This is a genomic window from Brenneria uluponensis (assembly GCF_032395385.1).
GTDB lineage: Bacteria > Pseudomonadota > Gammaproteobacteria > Enterobacterales > Enterobacteriaceae > Prodigiosinella > Prodigiosinella aquatilis.
Genome location: NZ_CP135917.1, coordinates 3,490,204 through 3,513,146, shown reverse-complemented (window position 1 = coordinate 3,513,146; position 22,943 = coordinate 3,490,204). Strand labels below are relative to the sequence as shown.

Here is a 22,943-nt window from a genome sequence, read left to right as displayed (position 1 = left end):
TATCATCTTTGCCATAGGCAAGCAGCTTTTGCACAATCAAAATGAACAAAAAGTGTAAATAAAATGTGAATTCATCAGCATAAAAATACCAATAGCTTTATGGAGAATCGCTGAAGGGACGAGGCTGAGGTTCACCCTGATGTTCCCAGTCCCAGATAATTTGCTCATGTTCTTTATAGCCCAGAAGGCGCATAAAAGATGACGTTAGTACCGGAGCAACATCATCCAGCGTTACGCCAGTGACCAGCTCGCTGAGTTGAGTCATTCTCATACCGGCATAACCGCATGGATTAATGCGTAGGAAAGGAGACAGATCCATCGCAATATTCAGTGCCAATCCATGTAAGGAGCAGCCTTTGCGGATGCGTAGCCCCAGCGAGCAGATCTTACGCTCATCGACATAAACACCCGGAGCATCTGGTCGGGCATGTGCATCAATGTGAAAGTGCGATAGCGTTTGTACTACGGTTTCTTCAATAGCGGTAACCAACTGCCGTACACCCAGTTTTTGGCGCTTGAGATCGATCAGTACATACATCACTTGTTGGCCGGGCCCATGATAAGTAACCTGACCGCCTCTATCGCTTTGTATCACCGGAATATCACCAGGCATTAAGACATGTTCGGCCTTTCCTGCCTGACCTTGGGTAAATACCGGGAGATGCTGAACGAGCCAGAGTTCATCAAAGGTCGTGTCGTACCGATGTTCAGTGAAGTTATGCATAGCCAGTGAAACTGGCTCATAAGGAAGCACGCCCAGATGGCGAATGATTATCTTATCCTGTTGCAAGCGTGTCATCTTCAGGTTAAGGAGGAATGTGTCAATTATAACGACGTGATGCAGTAGCGAATAGCAGAGATTTCCACACTTGCTTTTCTTGGTGTGAGAAGGATAACCGTCTAAATGATGAGCTGGTTTCAGAGAACCATGCGCACGATGTCAATTTTCCCCAGTTCTTCATATAGCGTTTCAACCTGCTCAATATGAGTCGCGGTGATAGTGATAGAAATCGAGTGATAGTTTCCTTTGGCGCTGGGTTTGATTTGCGGTGTATAGTCACCAGGCGCATGGCGTTGTACAACTTCAACTACCAGATCTACCAGTTCTGGTTTTGCCAATCCCATCACTTTGTAGGTAAAAGGGCAGGGGAACTCGAGCAATTCGTTGAGTTTGGTTTTCATGAAAACTCCAGAGTAGTATGCATAGAGATACAGTACATGGATAGTCAGTATAACTCCCGCCTGAGCGGGAGTATATTTGTCATGCCATGGGGAGACGTATCTCCTGAACGATCAAAATTAACTGAACCAGTGATGGAACATCAGTTTTATGTAATCGATCATCCGGCTAAATACCCCGCCTTCTTTAACTTCGTTCATCACGACCAGCGGACGCTGATCAATGGTTTTGCCATCCAGTTGGAAATTGATGGTACCCACAACCTGATTTTTACTTAATGGGGCGTGCAGTTCGGTATTGTTCAGGATGTAGCTGGCCTTAAGATCTTTCATGCGTCCGCGTGGAATGGTGATGTAAACATCTTTTGCCACGCCGAGTGATACGCGGTCGCTGTCACCAAACCATACGGGTTCGGAAGCGAATTCTTTATCCGCTTTCAGCGGGGAAACAGTTTCAAAAAAACGAAATCCCCAGGTGAGTAGCTTTTTGCTTTCTGTTTCACGGCCTTTAAATGTATGTCCACCGAGTACCACTGAAATCAGACGCATCGGCCCTTCGGTGGCGGATGCTACCAGATTATAGCCGGCGGATGCGGTATGCCCGGTTTTAATGCCATCTACATTAAGACTGGTATCCCATAACAAGCCATTACGGTTGACCTGGCGAATGTTATTGAAAGTGAACTCTTTCTCTTTATAGGTGGCATATTCATTCGGTACATCTCGGATCAATGCCTGACCAATTAACGCCATATCACGTGCAGAACTGTACTGTCCTTCCGCATCCAGACCATGCACGGTCTCAAAATGGGTGTTTTTCAGCCCCAGTTCTTTAACATAACCATTCATCAGATTGATGAACGCATCCTGGCTTCCAGCAACATAATCCGCCATGGCGACACAGGCATCATTGCCAGACTGTAGAATGATACCTTTGTTTAACATGTACACCGGCACATGATCACCTGGCTTCAGGAACATCAGCGACGAACCTTTAAAAACCGGATTACCGGTAGCCCAGGCATCTTTTCCGATGGTAACGATATCGTTTGGGTTGATTTTCCCTGACTTTATCGCCTGACCGATGACATAACTGGTCATCATTTTTGTCAGACTTGCTGGGTTTCGACGGGCATCAGCGTTCATTTCGGCCAGAACTTTGCCTGAGTTGTAATCCATCAGGAAGTAAGCTTCAGCATCAATCTGCGGAACGCCAGGAATCATGGTTTTCAGATTAATGTCGTCGGCGTAGGCGAAAGATGATGCACTGATAACGAGCAGGGCGCTAAGTACAATATGTTTAGTGTGGCGAGACGTGATTACTGTATTCATGATGGGAACAACGACATCCGTGGGTATAAGTTAAAAAACGAGTCACACTATAACAGATGAAAAATGTGTGGGCATCCGACAATATGTTACGTGATCTTGTTGATATCAGTCATGTTGTCTTATTTGGACCGCCCATTTTTTTATAAGAAGGATTAATGAGTTAGCTTCCCTCATCTTTCACTTGATTTTGTTGCTATCGTGTGCCAGGAACAGTAGTGATAAAAGATTGCTGTTTAGCTTCGACTAACAGGCGTTGTTGAAGTTCAGTAGCTTGTTGTCGATTATTAAATGGGCCTAACTGAATACGATACAGCCCGCCATTAGCCGTTACTTTACCTGAAACGTGGAAGCGATCGTTCAGGCTGCGTAACCAGTTCTGTGCCCGTTGTTGATCGCTCAGCGCACCGACTTGGACAACGTAATGTCCGCTGTCTGACGACCGAGGTTGTGGCGTACTGCCAGCAGATACCACCGACTGTGGTGTGTTTACCGTTGATACGGGTTCAGATCCTTCCAGTACGCCGCTGCGCAATGGTGTTGGTGCGCCAAGAAAACTCCCGTGGGAAACTGAGGTGTTGTCTATTGTATTTGTGTTGTTTGTCGCAGGTTGCAATGTTGTGTTACTGATAGGGCGGACTGTTGTGGTGGCAGATGGTTCTTCAGTCTGCATTACCGGCGTACCAAGTTCGCTGGATCCCAGGATGGGACGTTCTGGTAAAGCAAAGCTTTGCTTGGCTACGCGAGTACCAATAGTTCCTGGGCCAGAAAGCGAGCCATCGGGAGATACATTGATAAAATCTACTTGAACCTTGGTATTGTTGGAAATATTCAGTCGATCGCTGGCCGCTTTTGACAAGTCAATAATCCGACCGGGCATATAGGGGCCGCGGTCATTGATTCGTACCACCAGTTGGCGCCCATTACTCAGATTCGTTACTCGCACGTAGCAGGGAATCGGTAGTGTTGGGTGTGCAGCGGTCAATGCGTTGGGGTCGAACACTTCGCCCGTGGCGGTACGGTTGCCTGAAGCTTCTCTGGAATACGATGATGCCAGACCGGTTTCGCTGAAGTTTTCCGGGTTTTTGACAATCTTATAGGTGTGCCCTTTTACGACGTAGTCCTGCAATGTGGATGGGTTATAGGGCTCATAGTGCGGCTCCACGCCACCGATCTCTTCTACTGGTCCGCTGTATATCTTCTGGTGTGGTGGTGACTGAGGTTGTTCCGTTACGGTACAGCCAGAAAGCGCCAGGCCGATAACACTAATCCAAAACCAATCCTTACGCATTTCCCACCCCTATAGATTTTTGGATAACATTTTGCGGTGAGTGTGTATCGACATGACGATGCCGAATCCCGCCATTAATACGATAAGTGCTGATCCGCCATAACTGACCAGCGGCAGTGGTACACCGACTACTGGCAAAATACCACTGACCATGCCGATATTAACGAAAACGTAGACGAAGAAGATCAGCATTAATGCACCGACCATAACCCGACCGAAGGAGGTCTGTGCATTGGCTGCGATGACCAGACCACGCATAATCACGAACAGATAGAGTGCCAGTAGAACCAGTACGCCGATCAACCCTAGCTCTTCCGCCAACACGGCAAAGATGAAGTCAGTATGCCGTTCCGGTAGGAACTCAAGCTGTGACTGTGTGCCATGCAGCCAGCCTTTTCCCCATAATCCCCCTGAACCAATGGCAATCTTGGACTGAATAATATGATAGCCAGCGCCAAGAGGATCAGCTTCCGGATTCAGTAACATCATAACCCTATCGCGTTGGTAATCATGCATCAGGAAGAACCAAAGCACGGGAATAAAGGCTGCAACAAGTAGTGCTGCAACGGCAATTAGCCGCCAGCTCATTCCAGCCAGAAACAGGACAAAAAGCCCTGAGGCACAAATCAGGATTGATGTTCCCAGGTCGGGCTGTGCCGCAACCAGCAGCGTTGGTACAAAAATCAGTACCAGGGCAACAGCCGTATTTTTCAGCGAAGGAGGGCACATATCGCGGTTAATATACCTTGCTACCATCAGTGGTACCGCGATTTTGGCAATTTCCGAAGGCTGGAAGCGCACTACACCAAGATCCAGCCAGCGTTGGGCCCCTTTACTGATTTGTCCGAAGATATCGACCATTACCAACAAAATGAAACAGATAATGTATAAATAGGGCGCCCAGCTTTCATAAACCCTGGGGGGAATTTGAGCCATGATGATCATCATCACGAGCCCCAGCACGACCTGGGCGATCTTGCGCTCCATCATGCCAACATCCTGCCCGCTGGCACTCCACATGACTATCAGGCTATAACCCAACAATCCCATAATGCCAAGGAGAAAAGGAAGGTCGATATGAAGCTTAGTCCAGAACGAGCCTTGTTGTTGACTTTCGGTCATGGGTATCTCTTACTCGGTTTCACTGCCGGGTGGCGAGGGGGGCGCATCCGGTAGTATTGTATTGTTATCACCTAACATAATATGGTCGAGAATCTGGCGCGTGATAGTCCCTACAGATGCGCCTGCACCGCCGTTTTCCAGAACGACGGATACCGCGATTCTGGGATTATTATAAGGTGCAAAAGCGACCATCAGCTTATGATCGCGTAATCGCTCTGAAATTTTATGTGCGTTATAGGTTTCGTTCGCTTTCAGTCCGAATACCTGTGCAGTCCCTGATTTAGCCGCGATCTTATAAGAAGAGTTGGCAAAATTTTTATATGCCGTCCCGTTGGGACGGTTTGCTACGCCATACATGCCATCTTTGGCGATTTCCCAGTAACCGGAGTGGATATCGCCAATTTGCTGATGGGTGGTTTGACGGTAAGGGACTAATACGCCATTTTCCCTGATACTGCCCAACAGATGCGGGGTTTTCACCTGCCCATCATTAATCAGGGTCATCAGTGCTTTCATCATCTGGATAGGTGTCGCTGTCCAGTAACCCTGGCCAATCCCCACCGGTATGGTATCACCCTGATACCAGGGTTTTTTATATCGTTTCAATTTCCAGGCGCGTGTCGGCATGGTGCCTGCACGTTCCTCGGATATATCAATACCGGTATATTGGCCGTAACCAAACTTGGTCATCCATTCGGACAGGCGATCAATCCCCATATCATAAGCGACTTGATAAAAGAAGGTATCAGCGGATTCCTCCAGTGCCTTGGTCAGATTCAGTTGGCCATGACCCCATCGTTTCCAGTCTCGGAAACGTTTCTCGGATCCTGGCAATTGCCACCAACCAGGGTCAAACAAGGAAGTGTAGGGCGTAATAACACCGGCACTCAGAGCTGAAACCGCAATATAGGGTTTTACGGTGGAGGCTGGAGGATACACGCCTTGAGTGGCCCGGTTAATCAAGGGCCGGTCGGGGTTATCGAGTAAGGCGCGGTAATTTTTACTGGAAATGCCATCCACAAATGGATTCGGGTCATAACTGGGCGTGGATACCATCGCCAATATGCTACCGTCCCGCGGATCGGTAACAATTACTGCTGCTCGGCTTCCCACCAGTAGTTTTTCGATATAAGTCTGCAGATTCAGGTCAATCGTCAGGTAGATGTCTTTTCCCGCTTGCGGTGGTTGTTCATGCAGTTGCCTGATGACCCGTCCCCGATTGTTAACTTCTACTTCTTCGTAGCCGGGTTTTCCGTGCAGCTGCGTTTCATAATAATGCTCAATGCCCAGCTTACCAATGTCGTGGGTCGCGGCATAGTCGGCCAGTTTGCCTTCTTTATCCAGTCGTTCAAGGTCTTTATCGTTAATTTTTGAAACATAACCGAGAACGTGAGTCAGTGCGGAACCATAAGGGTAGTAGCGGTGTTGATATCCTTTCACCTCAACACCGGGAAAACGATATTGATTCACCGAGAAACGTGCCACCTGAATTTCATTCAGGTCGGTTTTTAAAGGTATGGAGGCAAAACGGCGTGAGTGTTTACGCTCTTTTTTGAAGTTATCGATATCTTCATCTGTCAGATTAACGATAGGCTTCAATGCGTTCAGTGTGGCATCGACATTGGTGACTTTTTCTGGGACCAGCTCTAGCTGATAGATTGTGCGATTGAGTGCCAGAGGGATGCCATTGCGATCATATATGATGCCGCGACTGGGTGCGATAGGGACCAGTTTGATGCGGTTTTCATTGGAACGGGTACGATAATCGTCAAAACGTGAAATTTGCAGATGATAAAGATTGGCAATGAGAATACCGGTAAGTAGCACGATGCCTAAAAACGCCACAAATGCGCGACGAACAAACAGAGCTGCTTCAGCGGTATAATCACGGAAAGGGTTATGTTCTATTTTCATCCGGCGATTTTACTTAACGTAGTTCATCATATCGCCTTACTCCCGGTGGTAAGGGTGATTAGTAGTAATGCTCCAGGCGCGGTACAGGCTTTCAGCAACCAGTACCCGCACCAGCGGATGGGGTAACGTTAACGGTGACAATGACCAGCTTTGTTCCGCCGCCTCCTTGCATTCAGGAGATAATCCTTCAGGCCCACCGATTAACAGACTGACATCCCGGCCATCCTGTTTCCAGCGCTCTAACTGTTGCGCCAGATAAGGCGTTTCCCATGGTGCCCCTGGGATATCAAGCGTCACAATACGGTTACCTTTACCCACAGCAGCAAGCATTTGCTCGCCTTCTCGTTCCAGAATACGTTTGATATCTGCATTTTTACCCCGTTTCCCGGCTGGAATTTCTACCAGTTCGAGTGGCATATCTTTAGGGAAACGGCGCAGGTAATCAGTAAATCCGGCTTGCACCCAGTCTGGCATTTTAGTACCGACGGCGACCAGTTGCAGTTTCATACTAACCCCAGAGTTTTTCCAGTTCGTACAGGTGGCGACTCTCTTCCTGCATGACATGCACCATCACGTCGCCCAGGTCAACCACCACCCAGTCAGCAACGTTCTCGCCTTCAACACCCAGCGGGATCAAGCCGGCAGAGCGGGACTGCTGTACTACATAGTCAGCAATGGACATGACGTGGCGACTGGACGTACCAGTACAAATGATCATGCAATCAGTAATACTGGATTTGCCCTGAACATCCAGCGCAATAATATCCTGACCTTTCAGATCATCAATTTTATTGATAACGAAGTCTTGGAGTGCTTGGTTTTGCAAAGGTTCCCCCTGGGTTACTGTTAATCAACTGAAGCCTGACTGGGATTGCGTGGCATCAGTTTGAATACCCGCGTAACCACCACAGGACCTGTGGTTGAAACCAGCGGCGGAGTATATCACGCACTTAGGGTGAGTGATATAAAGCCGTCACTATCGGTATAAGTGGTATGTGTCAATATAATTCAGTACGGTGGGGGGGAGCAGGTCGCGGCAATCGAGTCCTTGCTGACGCCGTTGACGTATCTCGGTGGCAGAGATAGGTTGCAATGGTGTATCAGCCAGATATATCAATCCATTGGGAATTTGGTGTAGGTGCTGTGGATCGCAGGTATGGTGGGCTTCCAACCAGCGCTGCATTTCCGGTGTAGAGAGTTGCTGTTTGTAACCGGGGCGAGCGCAAACCAGCAGATGACACTGTCCAAGAATGTCTTGCCACCGGTGCCAGTGATGTAGTGTAAACAGTGAATCCTGGCCGATGATAAACGCCAGTGGGGCGTCTGGCCCTTTTTCCTGCCGCAGTTCTTCGAGGGTATCGATGGTATAAGAAGGCGTCTCGCGTTGTAATTCCCGATCATCTACGTTAAACAGCGGATTATCTTTTATCGCCAGTTCGACCATCTGTTTGCGCTGGAGTGCGCTGGCTTCGGGTTGTTCACGATGTGGTGGAACATTATTCGGCAGTAGCGTAATGCGTTGTAATCCTACCTGGGTAGCAAGCGCAGTTACCGGGCGTAGATGACCATAATGGATGGGATCAAATGTGCCACCGAAATAAGCTGTTAACGGTGGTCTAGGTGTAAATCTCGACAAACTAGTAAACCTCAAGCAGGCTTGTGGGTAACGCTTTGCCGCACAGGATCATTGCTAATGTTTCCAGTTCGGACCAGACAGATTGCCCGTAATTCTGTTTCAGTGTAATTTCCAACTTAGCCAGTAAACCTATTGCCTGTTGTAGCTGAAGTAAAGATAAACGCTGTAGTGCTTGTGTAAGCAATGCCCGACGGTTTTGCCAAACCTTATGTTGATCGAGTAGTGCGCGTAATGGTGTGGCACTCATTTGGCGTTTTAGTGTCAACAACAACAACAATTCCCGCTGCACAGTACGTAATAAAATAACCGGTTCACACTCTTCCTGACGCAATTGCTGCAAAATATGCCAGGCGCGTTTGCTTTTCCCGCCAAGTAGTGCATCAAGCCAATGGTATGGTGTGAAATGCGCGGCATCATCTACAGTGTGTTCCACCCGTGGCAGTGTCAGTTTACCATCAGGATAAAGCAGGGAAAGACGCTCTAATGCCTGTACCAGTGCCAACAGATTCCCTTCATAGTAATAGCAGATTAATTGACTGGCGGGGTCATCCAGCTCCAGCTTCATGGTTTTGGCGCGCTGCGCAACCCAACGAGGCAATTGCTCTTGCTCTGGTGTTATACATGGGATGTAAACACTGTTTTGCGATAATGTTTTAAACCAGGCGCTGTTTTCCTGAGATTTTGTCAACCTGCTTCCCCTGAGCATCAGCAATATGTCAGGGTGCAAGAGTTCAGACAGCTTCACCAGCTGTTCATTCATTGATGCGCTGGGGCCATTTTCCGGTAAGACCAATAACAATGTCTGCCGGGAAGCAAATAGACTGAGGGACTGGCAGGTAGAAAAAATAGCATCCCAATCGGTATTGTTATCCAGTGTAAAACTGAAATGTTCATGAAACGCCTGCTGTTGGGCAACAGCACGAATGTTGTCCAGGCTTTCTTGCAATAAAAGCGGCTCATTGCCAAAAGTCAGATAACAGCCGCGCAACCCTTCGCGGAGTTGGGCGGCAAGTTGTTCAGGATAGATACGGATCATGAATGAGCTGGTGTAGATGGTGTGATGACCTTATCCTTCTGCCTGTTTTTCATTTCCTGTTTCCCTTTGATAGTCAAAAGCTCACGGACCAACTTCTGTGCAGCTCGGTCACGCATTTCCTGAAGGATAATGTCTTGTTCCGCATCTTTTGCCAACGCGGCAAGCGAGTTATCAAAGAAAGTACTAAACACTCTGACATTGAGCGGATAGATATCATCCCCGGGTATCAGAACCTGCGCTTTTAATTCCATAACCCATTGGTATTCGGCGGCTTTACCATCCTGGAAAACAGAAACAGCATTACGTGTCGAAGATTCTCCAATAATACGTAGAGAGGGTACGTCCCGACGGCTCGCATTCTCAACAATATTAATATTATTGAGACGCAGTTGTTCCCGAATGGCGCGAGATACCGGGCCATAGGGGTCGCCTGTATCCAGGATCAGGTCATGTAACTGTGACGGTACTTGGGTCGTACCGCGAAGATGGAATCCGCAACCGGCGGTAACCAAGACCACTAGCCCCAGCAACAACGTTAATAGTGGGTGTCGCACTGTACCTCCCTTAACCCACAACCAGGTTAAGCAGTTTGCCCGGGACATAAATCACCTTACGAACAGTGACGCCGTCCAGATATTTCGCCACCAATGGTTCCTGTGCGGCGCGATCGCGTACCTGTTGTTCAGTAGCCTCTGCCGCCACGGTGATTCTGCCACGTACTTTCCCATTGACCTGAACCACAACCAGTTTGGAGTCTTCCACCATAGCCTGTTCATCAGCAATCGGCCATGGGGCCTTATCAATATCACCTTCACCATGCAACGCCTGCCACAGCGTAAAGCAGATGTGTGGTGTGAATGGGTAAAGCATACGAACTACTGCCTGTAACACTTCCTGCGTCAAGGCACGGTCCTGAATGCTTTCCTGCGGTGCGCGGGCCAGTTTATTCATCAGCTCCATAATAGCAGCGATAGCGGTGTTAAAGGTTTGCCGACGGCCAATGTCATCGGTGACTTTGGCGATGGTTTTATGCAGGTCTCGACGCAAGGATTTCTGATCTTCGGTAATCAAAGCAATATCCAAAGGTAGTGTGGCCCCTTTCCCTGTGTGATCGAAGACTTGTTTCCAGACACGTTTCAGGAAACGATTAGCGCCTTCTACACCAGATTCTTGCCACTCCAGCGTCATTTCTGCCGGGGAGGCAAACATCATAAATAGGCGTACGGTGTCGGCACCGTATTTCTCTACCATGGTCTGAGGGTCAATGCCGTTATTTTTCGATTTCGACATTTTACTCATACCGGCATACACCAGCTCACGACCTTCGGTATCAAACGCCTTAACAATGCGTCCTTTCTCGTCACGCTCTATGGTAACGTCGGCAGGTGATATCCAGATACGTTCACCATTCGTGCCAATGTAATAGAAGGCATCAGCCAGTACCATACCCTGACATAGCAGCCGTTTGGCCGGTTCATCAGAGTTCACCATACCAGCATCACGCATCAGTTTATGGAAGAAGCGGAAATACATCAGGTGCATGATGGCATGTTCAATACCACCGACATACTGATCGACTGGCAACCAGTAATTGGCCGCCGCCGGATCAAGCATACCCTGATCATATTGCGGACAGGTATAACGTGCGTAGTACCAGGATGACTCCATGAACGTATCGAAAGTATCGGTTTCACGCAGTGCTGGCTGACCATTAACTGTGGTTTTTGCCCAATTGGGGTCGGCTTTAATTGGACTGGTAATCCCGTCCATCACCACATCTTCCGGCAGTATTATCGGTAACTGATCCGCTGGGGCTGGAATGACAGTTCCATCTTCCAGTGTGATCATCGGGATGGGTGCGCCCCAGTAACGCTGACGAGATACACCCCAATCACGCAGACGATAATTCACTTTTCGTTGGCCAACACCTAACTCGACCAGTTTGTCGGCAATGGCGTTAAAAGCAGCATCGAACTCCAGACCATCAAATTCGCCAGAATTATATGTGGTGCCGTCTTTTTCCAAATATGGTTGATTCTCTTCATTTGACAAATCACATTCAAATTGGACTCTTTGATTATCAGTCAGAGGTTCAAAATATTCAGGATCGTTAACTGAAGCTGTTCCAAATCGTAAAGCGTCCCTATATGCTTTTTCAACTGGAGACTGTATTACGCGTTTAATCGGCAAATTATATTTAGTGGCGAATTCCCAGTCACGCTGGTCATGTCCTGGAACGGCCATCACTGCGCCAGTACCGTATTCCATTAGTACAAAGTTAGCCACCCACACCGGGACTTTTTCCCCGGATAATGGATGAATAGCGAATAGACCGGTAGCGACACCTTTTTTCTCCATTGTCGCCATGTCAGCTTCGGCAACTTTGGTATTACGGCATTCGGCAATGAAATCCTGTAGTGCCGGGTTATGTTCTGCAGCCTGTGAGGCTAACGGATGACCCGCAGCCACAGCCACATAAGTGACACCCATAAAGGTATCCGGGCGAGTGGTATAAACGGTCAGTTTTTGGTCGCTGTCAGCCACATCAAAGGTGATCTCCACACCTTCAGAACGGCCAATCCAGTTACGCTGCATGGTTTTGACCTGTTCCGGCCAGCTTTCCAGCGTATCCAGATCGTTCAACAGCTGATCCGCGTAGGCAGTGATTTTTATGAACCACTGTGGAATCTCTTTACGCTCGACCTTGGTGTCACAACGCCAGCAGCAACCATCAATAACCTGCTCGTTGGCCAGTACCGTCTGGTCGTTCGGGCACCAGTTTACTGCGGAGGTTTTCTTATAAACCAGGCCTTTTTCGTACAGTTTGGTGAAAAACCATTGTTCCCAACGATAGTAATCAGGTTGGCAGGTAGCGAGTTCACGGTTCCAATCATAGCCAAAACCCAGCAGTTTCAGCTGGTTCTTCATATATTCAATATTGGCGTAGGTCCAGGGGGCGGGGGCGGTGTTGTTCTTTACCGCTGCGCCTTCCGCGGGCAAACCGAATGCATCCCAGCCAATAGGCTGTAGAACATTTTTCCCCAACATGCGTTGATAACGGGAGATGACATCGCCAATAGTGTAATTACGAACGTGTCCCATATGTAGACGGCCAGAAGGATAAGGTAGCATGGAAAGACAGTAATATTTTTCCTTGCCGGGTTCTTCGGTCACTTTAAACGTCTGCTTCTCTTGCCAGTGAAGCTGGACGTGCGCTTCTATTTCTTCTGGGCGGTATTGCTCTTGCATGGCTGCCAGGGGTCCTATGGTGATAATAGCTACGCCAGTAGCATGTTTGTTTCAATCAAAAGATCCGCATAGCATAGCTGATAAGCGAGTGGAGCAACAACACCCTGAGTCAGTCAGGCGCAGATTTATGCATTGATGGGTATGAACGCTGTAAATTTGTTCATATTTGGGTACGGCTCCCGGTTGTGGAGAGGAAATGATCTAAAATGAAAAGATAGCTTATTGATTCATCAGTGAAGGTTACCCCCTGGTGGTGGATATTCACTCTCGGCAAACGTTTTATTCACCAGAATCGCTAAGGAGTTGCTATGAACAAAGTCGCCCACTATTACCGTGAACTGATGTCTTCAGTGTCCGAACACTTGAAGAATGGTGAGCGGGATTTGGATAGCCTGGTGTCTAATGCCAGGAAGATGTTACAGGAAAGCAATGAGCTGACGCAGAAAGAAATTGAACTGGTGATGCAGGCGATACGGCGCGATCTGGAAGAGTTTGCCCGTAGCTATGAAGAAAATCAGGAGGCGGTTACTGATAGTGTATTTATGCGGGTGATTAAAGAAAGCCTATGGCAGGAACTGGCGGATATCACAGATAAAACCCAGCTTGAATGGCGGGAAATTTTCAAAGATGTCAACCACCATGGTATCTATAATAGTGGTGAAGTCGTCGGGTTAGGCAATCTGGTTTGTGAGAAGTGTCATCATCATATTGCGTTTTATACCCCGGAAGTGTTGCCACTTTGTCCTAAGTGTTCTCACAATCAGTTTCATCGGCAGCCTTTCCAACCATGAGTTTCTGGTCATGGAGAAACAGCGAGGGTGTCAATGACACTCTCGCTGGAAGGCTTAATGCAGTATTTTCGCCAGAAAATCTTTGGCTCGCTCGGATTGAGGATTACTAAAGAAATCATCCTTACGCGTATCCTCAATGATTTTGCCCTCATCCATGAAAATGACTCGGTGTGCCACTTTACGGGCAAAGCCCATTTCGTGAGTGACGACCATCATGGTCATCCCTTCCTGCGCCAGTTCAACCATGACATCCAGCACTTCATTGATCATTTCAGGATCCAGTGCTGAGGTTGGTTCATCAAACAACATGGCTATCGGGTCCATGCACAGGGCTCGGGCAATGGCCACACGCTGCTGCTGACCACCGGATAACTGGCCTGGATATTTATTGGCATGTGCGGATAACCCAACACGATCCAGTAATTTCAGTGCCTTGTCGCGTGCTGGCTCACTCTGGCGTTTGAGCACTTTAATCTGCGCCAGTGTGAGGTTATCGATAATGGAAAGATGAGGAAACAGTTCAAAATGCTGAAATACCATCCCCACTTTGGAACGTAACTGAGCCAGATTGGTCCGTTTGTCATTAACAATAATACCGTTAACTTCAATCTGCCCTCGTTGGATCGGTTCCAGGCCATTAACGGCTTTGATTAGTGTCGATTTTCCAGAGCCAGACGGCCCGCAAACGACGACTACCTCACCTTTTTTTACTTCTGTGGAACAGTCGGTAAGAACCTGAAAGTGACCATACCATTTAGAAATATTTTTCAGGAAAATCATCAAACCGTCCTTTTCTTCAGGTAATTGACCAGCATCGATGCAGAAATGCTGATAATAAAATAAACAAATCCGGCAAACAAAATCATCTCAACCTGAGTTCCGTCACGCTCACCGATAGTGGACGCGGTGCGAAAGAAATCAGCCAGGCTGAGTACATATACCAGCGAGGTATCCTGGAACAGGACTATACCTTGTGTCAGCAATAATGGAACCATGGCGCGAAACGCTTGTGGCAGAATGACCAGCTTCATGGATTGCCAATGTGTCATTCCCAGAGCCAAGGCTGCCGAGGATTGACCGCGGGATATACTCTGAATACCCGCACGGATAATTTCCGAATAATAGGCTGCCTCGAATAATGAGAAGGCCACTATAGCGGATACCAACCGAATATCGGTTTTCGGTGAAAGGTCAAATACATTTTGTAATAAATTAGGCACGATCAGGTAGAACCATAACAGCACCATCACTAACGGTACTGAACGAAACAGGTTTACATAAAGTTTGGCAAACCAGCGTACGGGTTTGAGTGGTGATAGACGCATCACTGCCAGGACAGTTCCCCAAATAATGCCGAAAACTATGGCCGTAATGGTAATTCTGAACGTAATTCCCAGCCCTTGTAACAAGTAGGGGAGACCCGGTACGATTGAGCTCCAGTCAAAATCATACATACTTATTTGCTCCCCATATTACCCGGCAAACGGGTTTTTCTTTCAACCACTTGCATGATAAGCATGATAATGGTGTTGATGCCGATGTAAGCTAGTGTAATAGCGGTGAAAGACTCATAGGCGTGGGCAGAATAATCGAGCAATCTCCCGGCTTGCGAGGCTAATTCGGCCAGACCGATAGTAGACGCGATGGCTGAGTTTTTGACCAGGTTGAGCATTTCAGATGTCAGCGGCGGCACAATGATTCGATAGGCGTTCGGCAGTAATACATAACGGTAGGTTTGTGTGAGCGTCAGTCCAATCGCCAGTCCTGCTGCTTTTTGTCCACTCGGCAAAGACTGAATGCCCGCACGTACCTGTTCACAAACACGAGCCGCAGTAAACATGCCGAGGCAAAGCATGGAAGATACAAAAAACTGGATGTTGGGATCTAACTCAGCTTTAAACCAGGTACCAATACTGGAAGGCAACAACTCCGGCACAACCAGGTACCAACTGAAAAATTGTACAATTAGTGGGACATTACGGAAAAGTTCAACATAACAGGTACCGATACTGGCAATAAACCGATTAGGTACGGTACGTAGAATACCGAAGAGCGAACCCAGTATAAATGCGATGACCCAGGCACATAAGGAGAGGGCTACCGTGACCTCAAGGCCAGAAATAATCCACCCGAGATAAGTCGTATTCCCGAACGGGGCGGCTTGCAGGAAAATACCCCAGTTCCAATCTATTGACATAACAAACTCCGGTAAAAAAAGGGTAGCGAAGCTACCCTGAAGATTGATGAGTGGCGATGAACACAGGGTGGGGAACGACCACCCTATGCCTGTCTGTCTTGCCACGAATCAGCAATCATAAAGCAGAAAAAACTGCCCTTATTTTCATTATTAATTCGTTTACAACGCTTTGTCGTTCGGTGCCTTGAATAATGCTTTCATTTGATCTGACAGCGTGAAGTTCATGTTCAGACCTTTAGGTGGAATTGGCTGTTTGAACCAGCGATCAAACCATTTTTCTGCTTCACCAGAGGTTTGAATTTGAGCAATAGTGTCATCGACCAGTTTCTTGAACTGGGGATCATCTTTACGCAGCATACAGCCATAGGCTTCCTGTGACTGTGGCGTACCAACAATTACCCACTGGTCAGGTTTTTTTGACTTGGCGCGTTCACCGGCCAACAAGGCATCATCCATCATAAAAGCTACGGCACGTCCGCTTTCCAGTGTACGGAAAGAGTCGCCATGGTCTTTGGCACTGATGATGCGCATTTTCATATGCTTCTCGTCATTGAGCTTATTCAGCAGAATTTCAGAAGTAGTACCGGCTGTTACCACAACGGCTTTACCCGCTAAATCAGGAAAATCTTTAATACCTGAATTTCGATTGGTTAGCAGACGCGTACCTATAATGAAAATAGTATCGGAGAAATCAACTTGTTTCTGGCGTTCCAGGTTATTGGTTGTAGAACCACATTCCAAATCGAACGTCCCGTTTTGCAACAATGGAATACGGTTTTGAGAAGTAATAGGAATAAGTTTTACTTGAAGATTGGGTGCATCTATTTTCTTTTTGACTGCCTCAACAATTTTATTGGAGTACGCCTGAGAATAACCGATAACTTTCTGCTGGTTATCATAGTAAGAAAATGGCACAGATGATTCACGGTGGCCAATAACGATAACACCATTGTCTTTCACTTTCTTCAGGGTGCCAGTTAGGTCATCTGCATGAGCCAGACTACTCGCGGTACCAATCAGAAGTAGTGAGAGTGCCAGTTTACGCAGTTGCATGTTCTAACTCCTTTGCTGTGGTGCTAAGCCATTAAATGATAATTTGATCTCAAGCGATACAAAAAACGTGCACCGCTAAAGAGCGAAAAAAACACTGTACTGTTAAAAAATAGCGGATTGTGAATATATTGAAACGGAAATGTTTGTTTTTTGAGAGGCGTGCCGCACCAAAACACTGCAAAAAGGCTCTGATGCACACATTTAGTGCGTGAGATGCCCTGAATGTGTGCTAATCCAATTTAGAAATCTACAAAAAACATGAAATTAGCCATTTCGAGTAAATACAAGCAATTAATATGCCAGGAAAAGACGCTGGGCATGCTGACAGCCATGCCCAGAATGGATGGAAGGCCGGGAGTTCAGCGCCTGCGCAGGCTGTAAATGAGTGCGCTGAAGCCGAATAACAGGTTCAGGATCCACAAAGGCCATGAACCGAAGCGAGCGTAAGGGGTCATACCGGTAGCGGGTGTCACGCGGGTTTCAAGAACCGCTCGTGTAAACTGCGGCAGGGAGGCACTGATTTCACCATAAGGATCGATAACGGCAGTAATTCCGTTATTGGTGCTTCGTACCAATGGCCGGCCAAGTTCCAGTGCCCGCATCCGTGCCATCTGGAAATGCTGCCAGGGTCCGATGGAGTGACCAAACCAGGCATCGTTGGAGACAGTCAGTAACATATCGGTGTTTTCATGGAAATTATCCCGCACTTGTTGACCAAGAATCACCTCATAACAAATAGTGGAGGTGAGTCTGTAGCCATTAACGACTAATTGCGGCTGTATGTAGTTTCCTCGGCTGAAAGATGACATTGGCAAGTCAAAAAAAGGCGCCAGTGGACGTAGCAGTTTTTCTAATGGAACAAACTCTCCAAAAGGAACCAAGTGACTTTTGTTGTAACGATTACTGGTAGGGTAATGGTAAGGTTTCTCGTCACCGAGCACGATAATGCTGTTGTAGTACTTGGTACTATTTCCTACCCGGCGAGCATCGACGATGCCGGTAATCAGGCTGCTATGGCGTTCACGTAGCACATTGTCAAGCAGTGTCAGATACTTGTTTTGGCGGACTTCAACGTCGGGAATGGCTGACTCTGGCCAGACGATAATGGGGGCTTTGCCCATATAGGGCAAACTATTATCCAGATAGATTTTCAGTGTGTTCAGCAATTCATCAGGGTTCCACTTTATTTCTTGTGGAATATCACCTTGAACCAAAGCCATGTTGACGCTTCGTTCTGGTTGGAGTTGAAACCATTGCAGTGAGCGTAATGGCCAGGCCAAAATAAACAGAGCAACGGCAATCAACGCAGGTTTCCAGCGACGTTGACTCAGTGCCTGTACCCACAGACCACTGATCATCATCAGCATAAACGTAATGGTATCCACACCCATAATGGGGGCAATACCTTTTAACGGACCATCGATCTGGCTGTAGCCAAACTGTAGCCAGGGGAAGCCCGTCAGTACCCAGCCGCGTAGGTATTCAGTTAGTTGCCAGATAACCGGCGCGGCTATAGCCACCCGCCACCAGGTGGTTTTCGGCCATAATCGAGTCAATACACCTGAAAACAGCATCGGGTACAGCGACAGATAGAGCACCAGCAAAACAACGAGGCCAACGTTCACCGGCCCAGGCATGCCACCGAAGTCGGCAATACTGACATATACCCAGTGAATTCCACTGCCAAATAAACCTACTCCCCAGTAAAAGCCGATCAAGGATGACTGACGCACAGTACGATTAAGCGTGAGTCCCTGTAATCCCATAAGAGAAATAATCGCAGCTGGCCAGATGTCAAAAGGTGAAAATGCCAGTGTGCCGCAGGCACCGAATAAAATCGCCAGCAGTATACGAACCTGCTGGCGTTGTAATAAGGAGGTTACAGCCATGACCGATTTAATCTTCCAGTTGTGGTTGTGGAACGTTGTCAGGAAGTCTGACATGAACCTGAATGATACGTCGGCTGTCTGCCATGGCAACTTTGAACAGGTAACCGTCTATGTCAATGGTTTTCCCCCGAGAGGGCAAATGACCAAAGGCCTGCATCACTAGGCCACCAATGGTATCTACTTCTTCATCGCTGAATTGGGTAGAGAAAACATCGTTGAAATCTTCAATGGGGGTTAGTGCCCGGACAGTATAAGTCTGGCGGTTGAGTTGGCGAATATCCCGATCTTCATCATCATCATATTCGTCTTCAATTTCACCAACGATCAACTCAAGGATATCCTCAATCGTGACCAGCCCGGATACACCACCAAATTCATCGATTACGATTGCCATATGGTAGCGAAGGGAGCGAAATTCGTTGAGCATGCGATCTACCCGCTTGCTTTCTGGCACAACAACAGCAGGTCGCAGCACTTTGTCCATGCTGAATGGTTCGGAATCGTTGCGCATAAACGGCAACAAATCCTTGGCCATCAAAATCCCTTCAATATGATCTTTGTCTTCACTGATGACAGGAAAACGTGAATGAGCGGATTCGATAATTACGTCTAAACACTCTTCCAGTGTTTGATTATGTTTCAGGGTAATCATCTGTGAACGTGGGATCATAATGTCACGCACACGTTGTTCAGCGATATCCATGACACCCTCAAGCATATCGCGGGTATCAGGATCGATCAGGTCATTTTGCTCAGAATCACGGATCAGTGTGAGCAGATCGTTACGATCTTTGGGTTCACCATGGAAGAGCTGATTAAGAATAAGGGAAAAAAATCCCTTTTTGGGACTGGGGCTATCGTTGTTTGTAGAATGGTCATCGCTCATGGAGTATTAGTAAATATCACTCTTGTTAAGAAATTATGACCAGCGGACTTTCTGAATTTTTGCGACCGCTGGTGCTCACTACAGATGTTAGGATACAGAATTTGATGCTATTCGGTAAAATCTTCTTTTTCTGCAAGATAGGGATCAGTGTATCCCATCATTTGCATAATCTCGGTTTCTAGCGCTTCCATTTCTTCAGCTTCACTGTCTTCGATATGGTCATACCCTAACAGATGCAAACTGCCATGAACAACCATATGCGCCCAATGTGCTGATAGCGTTTTGTCCTGCTCTGCTGCTTCTCGTTCCACCACCTGGCGACAGATAATCAAATCACCCAGAAGTGGCAGTTCAACTTCTGGCGGTGCTTCAAAAGGAAAAGAGAGCACATTGGTAGGTTTATCCTTGCCACGATAGGTGTAATTCAACTGGCGACTTTCTTCTTCATCCACGATGCGGATAGTGACTTCTGCAATTTCCTGAAATTGCGGCAGTACACCTTCCAGCCAGCGTTGAAAATCAGTTTCAGTGGGTAAGCCTTCCGTTTTTTCACTGGCGATTTGCAAATCAAGAATCACCTGACTCATTTGAGCTCCTGCACGGATGAGATCTGTGCCTCATGCTTCCGTTGTTCTGCCAGTGCATCTCTGCGTTTTTGATCGGCTGCTTCCCATGCCTCGTAAGCATTAACAATACGGGCAACTACCGGGTGACGCACTACATCTTCGCTATGGAAAAAGTTGAAGCTGATTTCTTCAACATCCGCCAGTACTTCAATGGCATGGCGTAGACCCGATTTTTGGTTACGCGGCAGGTCTATCTGGGTAACATCACCAGTGATCACCGCCTTGGAGTTAAACCCGATACGCGTCAGGAACATTTTCATCTGTTCAATGCTGGTATTCTGGCCTTCATCCAGAATGATGAAAGCATCATTTAGGGTGCGACCACGCATATAAGCGAGAGGAGCGACTTCAATCACATTACGTTCTATTAATTTCTCGACGCGCTCAAAGCCCAACATTTCAAACAGGGCGTCATATAAAGGACGCAAGTAAGGATCGACTTTCTGACTCAGATCACCGGGCAGGAAACCCAGCTTTTCACCGGCTTCTACTGCTGGCCGGGTCAGCAAAATGCGGCGGATATCCTGACGTTCCAGCGCATCCACGGCGGCAGCGACCGCCAGATAGGTTTTCCCTGTACCGGCAGGACCAACACCAAAAGTGATGTCATGATCGAGTACATTAGCGATGTACTGGGCCTGATTAGGCGTCCGGGGTTTAATGACACCGCGTTTGGTGCGGATGTGAACGGCTTTACCATACTCAGGGACGCTTTCAGCGCTTTGTTCCAGTACCTGGGACTCTTTAATTGCCAGATGAATATGTTCTGGGTCAAGGTCTTTTATTTCACCACGTACCGGGGCAGTATCAACATACAGGTGCAACAGGATATCAGCCGCCGCCTGAATGCAGAGTTCTTTACCTACCAACTTGAATTTGTTATCGCGACGGTTGATTTCGATGCCTAAACGACGTTCTAATTGCTTGATGTTGTCGTCAAACGGGCCACACAGACTGAGTAAGCGTTTATTGTCAGCGGGTTCGAGGGCAATTTCTTTTATCGTTACGTTCAAATTATTCCTCTTGGTATTTAGCCGGAAAACGAATGATACCCTTGGTATCAGCGATTCGTTAACCTGTGTCCGGGGTTGATACATATGCGAACATTGATTATTTATCGCTAATGCAGCCGGGTGCAAGTAACAATTGTTATATTGGGGTACAGTGCCGCAAAAGCAATATAACAGGAATAATTTATGGATACGGGCAGTTGAACTTGAACTACCCGTTCCAGACAGGAATCAAGGTTGGTAAATGCCTACGCCGTTCTCATTCTCTTTGCGGGTACGTGCTATTACGTCGGCCGGAGACTCGATAACACGCAGATCCATCTGATCTTCCGTCAGTATGACGACACCACGTAGCGAGTTTGGATAGACGTCAACAATCTCTACATCCACAAATTTACCGATCATATCCGGCGAGCCTTCAAAGTTAACCACACGGTTATTTTCGGTACGACCCGATAACTCCATCACGTTTTTCCGTGAGGTGCCTTCAACCAGAATACGTTGCACGGTGCCTTGCATGCGTCGACTGTATTGCATGGCTTGTTGGCTGATCCGTTCCTGGAGGATGTACAGGCGCTGTTTTTTTTCTTCTTCTGACACATTATCTGCCATATCAGCGGCTGGTGTACCTGGACGTGGCGAGTAGATAAAACTGAAACTCATATCGAAGTCGACGTCAGCAATCAGCTTCATGGTTTGCTCGAAGTCTTCCTGGTTTTCGCCTGGAAAACCAACGATAAAGTCGGAGCTGATCTGAATATCCGGGCGGGCTTTGCGTAATTTACGGATGATCGACTTATATTCCAACGCGGTGTGACGGCGTTTCATCATGGTGAGTACCCGATCAGAACCGCTTTGCACCGGCAGATGCAGAAAGCTCACTAGCTCGGGTGTGTCTTCGTACACGCTGATAATATCATCGGTGAATTCAATGGGATGGCTAGTCGTAAAACGGATGCGGTCAACACCGTCAATAGCAGCGACCAAACGCAGTAATTCTGCAAAGGTGCAGATTTCATCGTCATAGGTGGCACCACGATAGGCATTCACATTTTGCCCCAACAGATGAATTTCACGCACCCCTTGTTCCGCCAGTTGCGCAATTTCAAACAGAATATCGTCGCAGGGACGGCTGACTTCTTCACCGCGGGTATAGGGTACTACGCAGAACGTACAGTATTTGTTGCAGCCTTCCATAATGGAGACAAAGGCTGTCGGGCCCTCTGCCCGTGGTTCTGGCAGACGATCAAATTTTTCGATTTCAGGGAAGCTGATATCAACTATCGGACTGTGGGTTCCCTGAACATGGTTAATCATTTCCGGCAGACGGTGCAGGGTTTGTGGCCCGAAAATCACATCTACATAATGCGCTCGTTCGCGAATATGTTCGCCTTCCTGCGAGGCGACACATCCACCCACGCCGATAATCAGGTCTGGTTTGGTATCTTTCAGCGCTTTCCAGCGTCCAAGCTGATGGAAGACCTTCTCCTGCGCCTTTTCACGGATTGAACAGGTATTCAGCAACAGAACATCAGCCTCTTCCGCGACGTCGGTCAGTGTATAACCGTGCGTACTTGCCAGTAAGTCAGCTATCTTGGATGAATCGTATTCATTCATCTGACAGCCCCAGGTTTTGATATGCAGTTTTTTTGTCATCGTCATCAGCTTGCCATTACGCCATTACTCAGTGCAGGTAACCCGCGTTACCTGCATGCGGGCGCGTATTGTAATCTTT

At 47.6% G+C, this 22,943-nt stretch carries 22 protein-coding genes; 1 reads left to right on the top strand and 21 read right to left on the bottom strand.

Annotated features, from left to right (window positions below):
- Nucleotides 1-97: 97 nt before the first annotated feature.
- From lipB to leuS, 12 genes are all read right to left on the bottom strand, one after another.
- The gene (gene lipB, locus RS889_RS16405; RefSeq protein WP_021015083.1) at nucleotides 98-799 is read right to left on the bottom strand and encodes a lipoyl(octanoyl) transferase LipB; all 702 of its coding nucleotides are present in this window, start codon (nucleotides 797-799) and stop codon (nucleotides 98-100) included.
- A gap of 119 nt (nucleotides 800-918) precedes the next feature.
- Nucleotides 919-1,182 carry a DUF493 family protein YbeD gene (gene ybeD / locus RS889_RS16400; RefSeq protein WP_315708037.1) on the bottom strand — a complete coding sequence of 88 codons (264 nt, stop codon included), beginning with the start codon at nucleotides 1,180-1,182 and terminating at the stop codon, nucleotides 919-921.
- A 117-nt stretch (nucleotides 1,183-1,299) separates the two neighbouring features.
- Nucleotides 1,300-2,511: a D-alanyl-D-alanine carboxypeptidase DacA gene (gene dacA, locus RS889_RS16395; RefSeq protein WP_315708036.1), complete on the bottom strand. Its 1,212-nt coding sequence runs from the start codon at nucleotides 2,509-2,511 to the stop codon at nucleotides 1,300-1,302.
- A gap of 193 nt (nucleotides 2,512-2,704) precedes the next feature.
- The gene (gene rlpA, locus RS889_RS16390) at nucleotides 2,705-3,799 is read right to left on the bottom strand and encodes an endolytic peptidoglycan transglycosylase RlpA (protein ID WP_315708035.1); all 1,095 of its coding nucleotides are present in this window, start codon (nucleotides 3,797-3,799) and stop codon (nucleotides 2,705-2,707) included.
- 9 nt (nucleotides 3,800-3,808) lie between these two features.
- Nucleotides 3,809-4,921 carry a peptidoglycan glycosyltransferase MrdB gene (mrdB, locus tag RS889_RS16385; RefSeq protein ID WP_021015087.1) on the bottom strand — a complete coding sequence of 371 codons (1,113 nt, stop codon included), beginning with the start codon at nucleotides 4,919-4,921 and terminating at the stop codon, nucleotides 3,809-3,811.
- 9 nt (nucleotides 4,922-4,930) lie between these two features.
- On the bottom strand, nucleotides 4,931-6,835 hold the full coding sequence (gene mrdA, locus RS889_RS16380) for a peptidoglycan DD-transpeptidase MrdA (RefSeq protein WP_315708034.1): 1,905 nt from the start codon (nucleotides 6,833-6,835) through the stop codon (nucleotides 4,931-4,933).
- Between the two features lie 36 nt (nucleotides 6,836-6,871).
- Complete coding sequence (gene rlmH, locus RS889_RS16375; RefSeq protein WP_315708033.1) at nucleotides 6,872-7,342, bottom strand: 23S rRNA (pseudouridine(1915)-N(3))-methyltransferase RlmH; 471 nt, start codon at nucleotides 7,340-7,342, stop codon at nucleotides 6,872-6,874.
- Between the two features lies 1 nt (nucleotide 7,343).
- Entirely contained in the window at nucleotides 7,344-7,661 is a 318-nt protein-coding gene (gene rsfS, locus RS889_RS16370; protein WP_021015090.1) for a ribosome silencing factor, read from the bottom strand.
- Nucleotides 7,662-7,811: 150 nt separating this feature from the next.
- Nucleotides 7,812-8,471: a nicotinate-nucleotide adenylyltransferase gene (nadD, locus tag RS889_RS16365; protein WP_315708032.1), complete on the bottom strand. Its 660-nt coding sequence runs from the start codon at nucleotides 8,469-8,471 to the stop codon at nucleotides 7,812-7,814.
- Nucleotide 8,472: 1 nt separating this feature from the next.
- Nucleotides 8,473-9,507, bottom strand: coding sequence for a DNA polymerase III subunit delta (gene holA, locus RS889_RS16360; RefSeq protein ID WP_315708031.1), 1,035 nt, complete (start codon nucleotides 9,505-9,507; stop codon nucleotides 8,473-8,475).
- Nucleotides 9,504-10,061, bottom strand: coding sequence for an LPS assembly lipoprotein LptE (gene lptE / locus RS889_RS16355; protein WP_315708030.1), 558 nt, complete (start codon nucleotides 10,059-10,061; stop codon nucleotides 9,504-9,506). The genes holA and lptE overlap by 4 nt, the downstream gene beginning before the upstream one ends.
- Nucleotides 10,062-10,071: 10 nt before the next feature.
- The gene (leuS, locus tag RS889_RS16350) at nucleotides 10,072-12,756 is read right to left on the bottom strand and encodes a leucine--tRNA ligase (protein ID WP_315708029.1); all 2,685 of its coding nucleotides are present in this window, start codon (nucleotides 12,754-12,756) and stop codon (nucleotides 10,072-10,074) included.
- 308 nt (nucleotides 12,757-13,064) lie between these two features.
- Between leuS and RS889_RS16345 the strand changes: the two genes are divergently transcribed.
- On the top strand, nucleotides 13,065-13,547 hold the full coding sequence (locus tag RS889_RS16345) for a zinc ribbon-containing protein (RefSeq protein ID WP_021015095.1): 483 nt from the start codon (nucleotides 13,065-13,067) through the stop codon (nucleotides 13,545-13,547).
- A gap of 54 nt (nucleotides 13,548-13,601) precedes the next feature.
- Here RS889_RS16345 and RS889_RS16340 read toward each other — a convergent pair whose 3' ends face one another.
- The 9 genes from RS889_RS16340 to miaB form a co-directional block, all read right to left on the bottom strand.
- Nucleotides 13,602-14,327: an amino acid ABC transporter ATP-binding protein gene (locus RS889_RS16340; RefSeq protein ID WP_021015096.1), complete on the bottom strand. Its 726-nt coding sequence runs from the start codon at nucleotides 14,325-14,327 to the stop codon at nucleotides 13,602-13,604.
- Nucleotides 14,327-15,001 (bottom strand): glutamate/aspartate ABC transporter permease GltK, encoded by a 675-nt coding sequence (gene gltK, locus RS889_RS16335; protein WP_021015097.1) that lies wholly within the window; start codon nucleotides 14,999-15,001, stop codon nucleotides 14,327-14,329. Before gltK ends, RS889_RS16340 begins: the two co-directional genes overlap by 1 nt.
- Nucleotides 15,002-15,003: 2 nt before the next feature.
- Nucleotides 15,004-15,744 (bottom strand): amino acid ABC transporter permease, encoded by a 741-nt coding sequence (locus RS889_RS16330; protein WP_315708028.1) that lies wholly within the window; start codon nucleotides 15,742-15,744, stop codon nucleotides 15,004-15,006.
- 159 nt (nucleotides 15,745-15,903) lie between these two features.
- Nucleotides 15,904-16,797, bottom strand: a complete 894-nt coding sequence (locus RS889_RS16325) for an amino acid ABC transporter substrate-binding protein (protein WP_315708027.1) — start codon at nucleotides 16,795-16,797, stop codon at nucleotides 15,904-15,906.
- A 359-nt stretch (nucleotides 16,798-17,156) separates the two neighbouring features.
- Nucleotides 17,157-18,686, bottom strand: coding sequence for an apolipoprotein N-acyltransferase (gene lnt / locus RS889_RS16320; protein ID WP_315708026.1), 1,530 nt, complete (start codon nucleotides 18,684-18,686; stop codon nucleotides 17,157-17,159).
- A gap of 7 nt (nucleotides 18,687-18,693) precedes the next feature.
- Nucleotides 18,694-19,572: a CNNM family magnesium/cobalt transport protein CorC gene (gene corC, locus RS889_RS16315; protein ID WP_021015101.1), complete on the bottom strand. Its 879-nt coding sequence runs from the start codon at nucleotides 19,570-19,572 to the stop codon at nucleotides 18,694-18,696.
- Between the two features lie 107 nt (nucleotides 19,573-19,679).
- Entirely contained in the window at nucleotides 19,680-20,159 is a 480-nt protein-coding gene (ybeY, locus tag RS889_RS16310; protein ID WP_315708025.1) for an rRNA maturation RNase YbeY, read from the bottom strand.
- Nucleotides 20,156-21,211 carry a PhoH family protein gene (locus tag RS889_RS16305; RefSeq protein WP_021015103.1) on the bottom strand — a complete coding sequence of 352 codons (1,056 nt, stop codon included), beginning with the start codon at nucleotides 21,209-21,211 and terminating at the stop codon, nucleotides 20,156-20,158. Before RS889_RS16305 ends, ybeY begins: the two co-directional genes overlap by 4 nt.
- Before the next feature lie 228 nt (nucleotides 21,212-21,439).
- A complete protein-coding gene (gene miaB, locus RS889_RS16300; protein WP_021015104.1) occupies nucleotides 21,440-22,864 on the bottom strand; it encodes a tRNA (N6-isopentenyl adenosine(37)-C2)-methylthiotransferase MiaB in 1,425 nt (474 codons plus the stop codon).
- Between the last annotated feature and the right edge of the window lie 79 nt (nucleotides 22,865-22,943).

What these genes read in the sequence shown, in the direction of transcription:
- lipB (WP_021015083.1), bottom strand. Translation starts at nt 799, where the DNA reads ATGACACGCTTGCAACAGGATAAGATAATCATTCGCCATCTGGGCGTG.
- ybeD (WP_315708037.1), bottom strand. Translation starts at nt 1,182, where the DNA reads ATGAAAACCAAACTCAACGAATTGCTCGAGTTCCCCTGCCCTTTTACC.
- dacA (WP_315708036.1), bottom strand. Translation starts at nt 2,511, where the DNA reads ATGAATACAGTAATCACGTCTCGCCACACTAAACATATTGTACTTAGC.
- rlpA (WP_315708035.1), bottom strand. Translation starts at nt 3,799, where the DNA reads ATGCGTAAGGATTGGTTTTGGATTAGTGTTATCGGCCTGGCGCTTTCT.
- mrdB (WP_021015087.1), bottom strand. Translation starts at nt 4,921, where the DNA reads ATGACCGAAAGTCAACAACAAGGCTCGTTCTGGACTAAGCTTCATATC.
- mrdA (WP_315708034.1), bottom strand. Translation starts at nt 6,835, where the DNA reads ATGAAAATAGAACATAACCCTTTCCGTGATTATACCGCTGAAGCAGCT.
- rlmH (WP_315708033.1), bottom strand. Translation starts at nt 7,342, where the DNA reads ATGAAACTGCAACTGGTCGCCGTCGGTACTAAAATGCCAGACTGGGTG.
- holA (WP_315708031.1), bottom strand. Translation starts at nt 9,507, where the DNA reads ATGATCCGTATCTATCCTGAACAACTTGCCGCCCAACTCCGCGAAGGG.
- leuS (WP_315708029.1), bottom strand. Translation starts at nt 12,756, where the DNA reads ATGCAAGAGCAATACCGCCCAGAAGAAATAGAAGCGCACGTCCAGCTT.
- RS889_RS16345 (WP_021015095.1), top strand. Translation starts at nt 13,065, where the DNA reads ATGAACAAAGTCGCCCACTATTACCGTGAACTGATGTCTTCAGTGTCC.
- RS889_RS16340 (WP_021015096.1), bottom strand. Translation starts at nt 14,327, where the DNA reads ATGATTTTCCTGAAAAATATTTCTAAATGGTATGGTCACTTTCAGGTT.
- gltK (WP_021015097.1), bottom strand. Translation starts at nt 15,001, where the DNA reads ATGTATGATTTTGACTGGAGCTCAATCGTACCGGGTCTCCCCTACTTG.
- RS889_RS16330 (WP_315708028.1), bottom strand. Translation starts at nt 15,744, where the DNA reads ATGTCAATAGATTGGAACTGGGGTATTTTCCTGCAAGCCGCCCCGTTC.
- RS889_RS16325 (WP_315708027.1), bottom strand. Translation starts at nt 16,797, where the DNA reads ATGCAACTGCGTAAACTGGCACTCTCACTACTTCTGATTGGTACCGCG.
- lnt (WP_315708026.1), bottom strand. Translation starts at nt 18,686, where the DNA reads ATGGCTGTAACCTCCTTATTACAACGCCAGCAGGTTCGTATACTGCTG.
- corC (WP_021015101.1), bottom strand. Translation starts at nt 19,572, where the DNA reads ATGAGCGATGACCATTCTACAAACAACGATAGCCCCAGTCCCAAAAAG.
- ybeY (WP_315708025.1), bottom strand. Translation starts at nt 20,159, where the DNA reads ATGAGTCAGGTGATTCTTGATTTGCAAATCGCCAGTGAAAAAACGGAA.
- miaB (WP_021015104.1), bottom strand. Translation starts at nt 22,864, where the DNA reads ATGACAAAAAAACTGCATATCAAAACCTGGGGCTGTCAGATGAATGAA.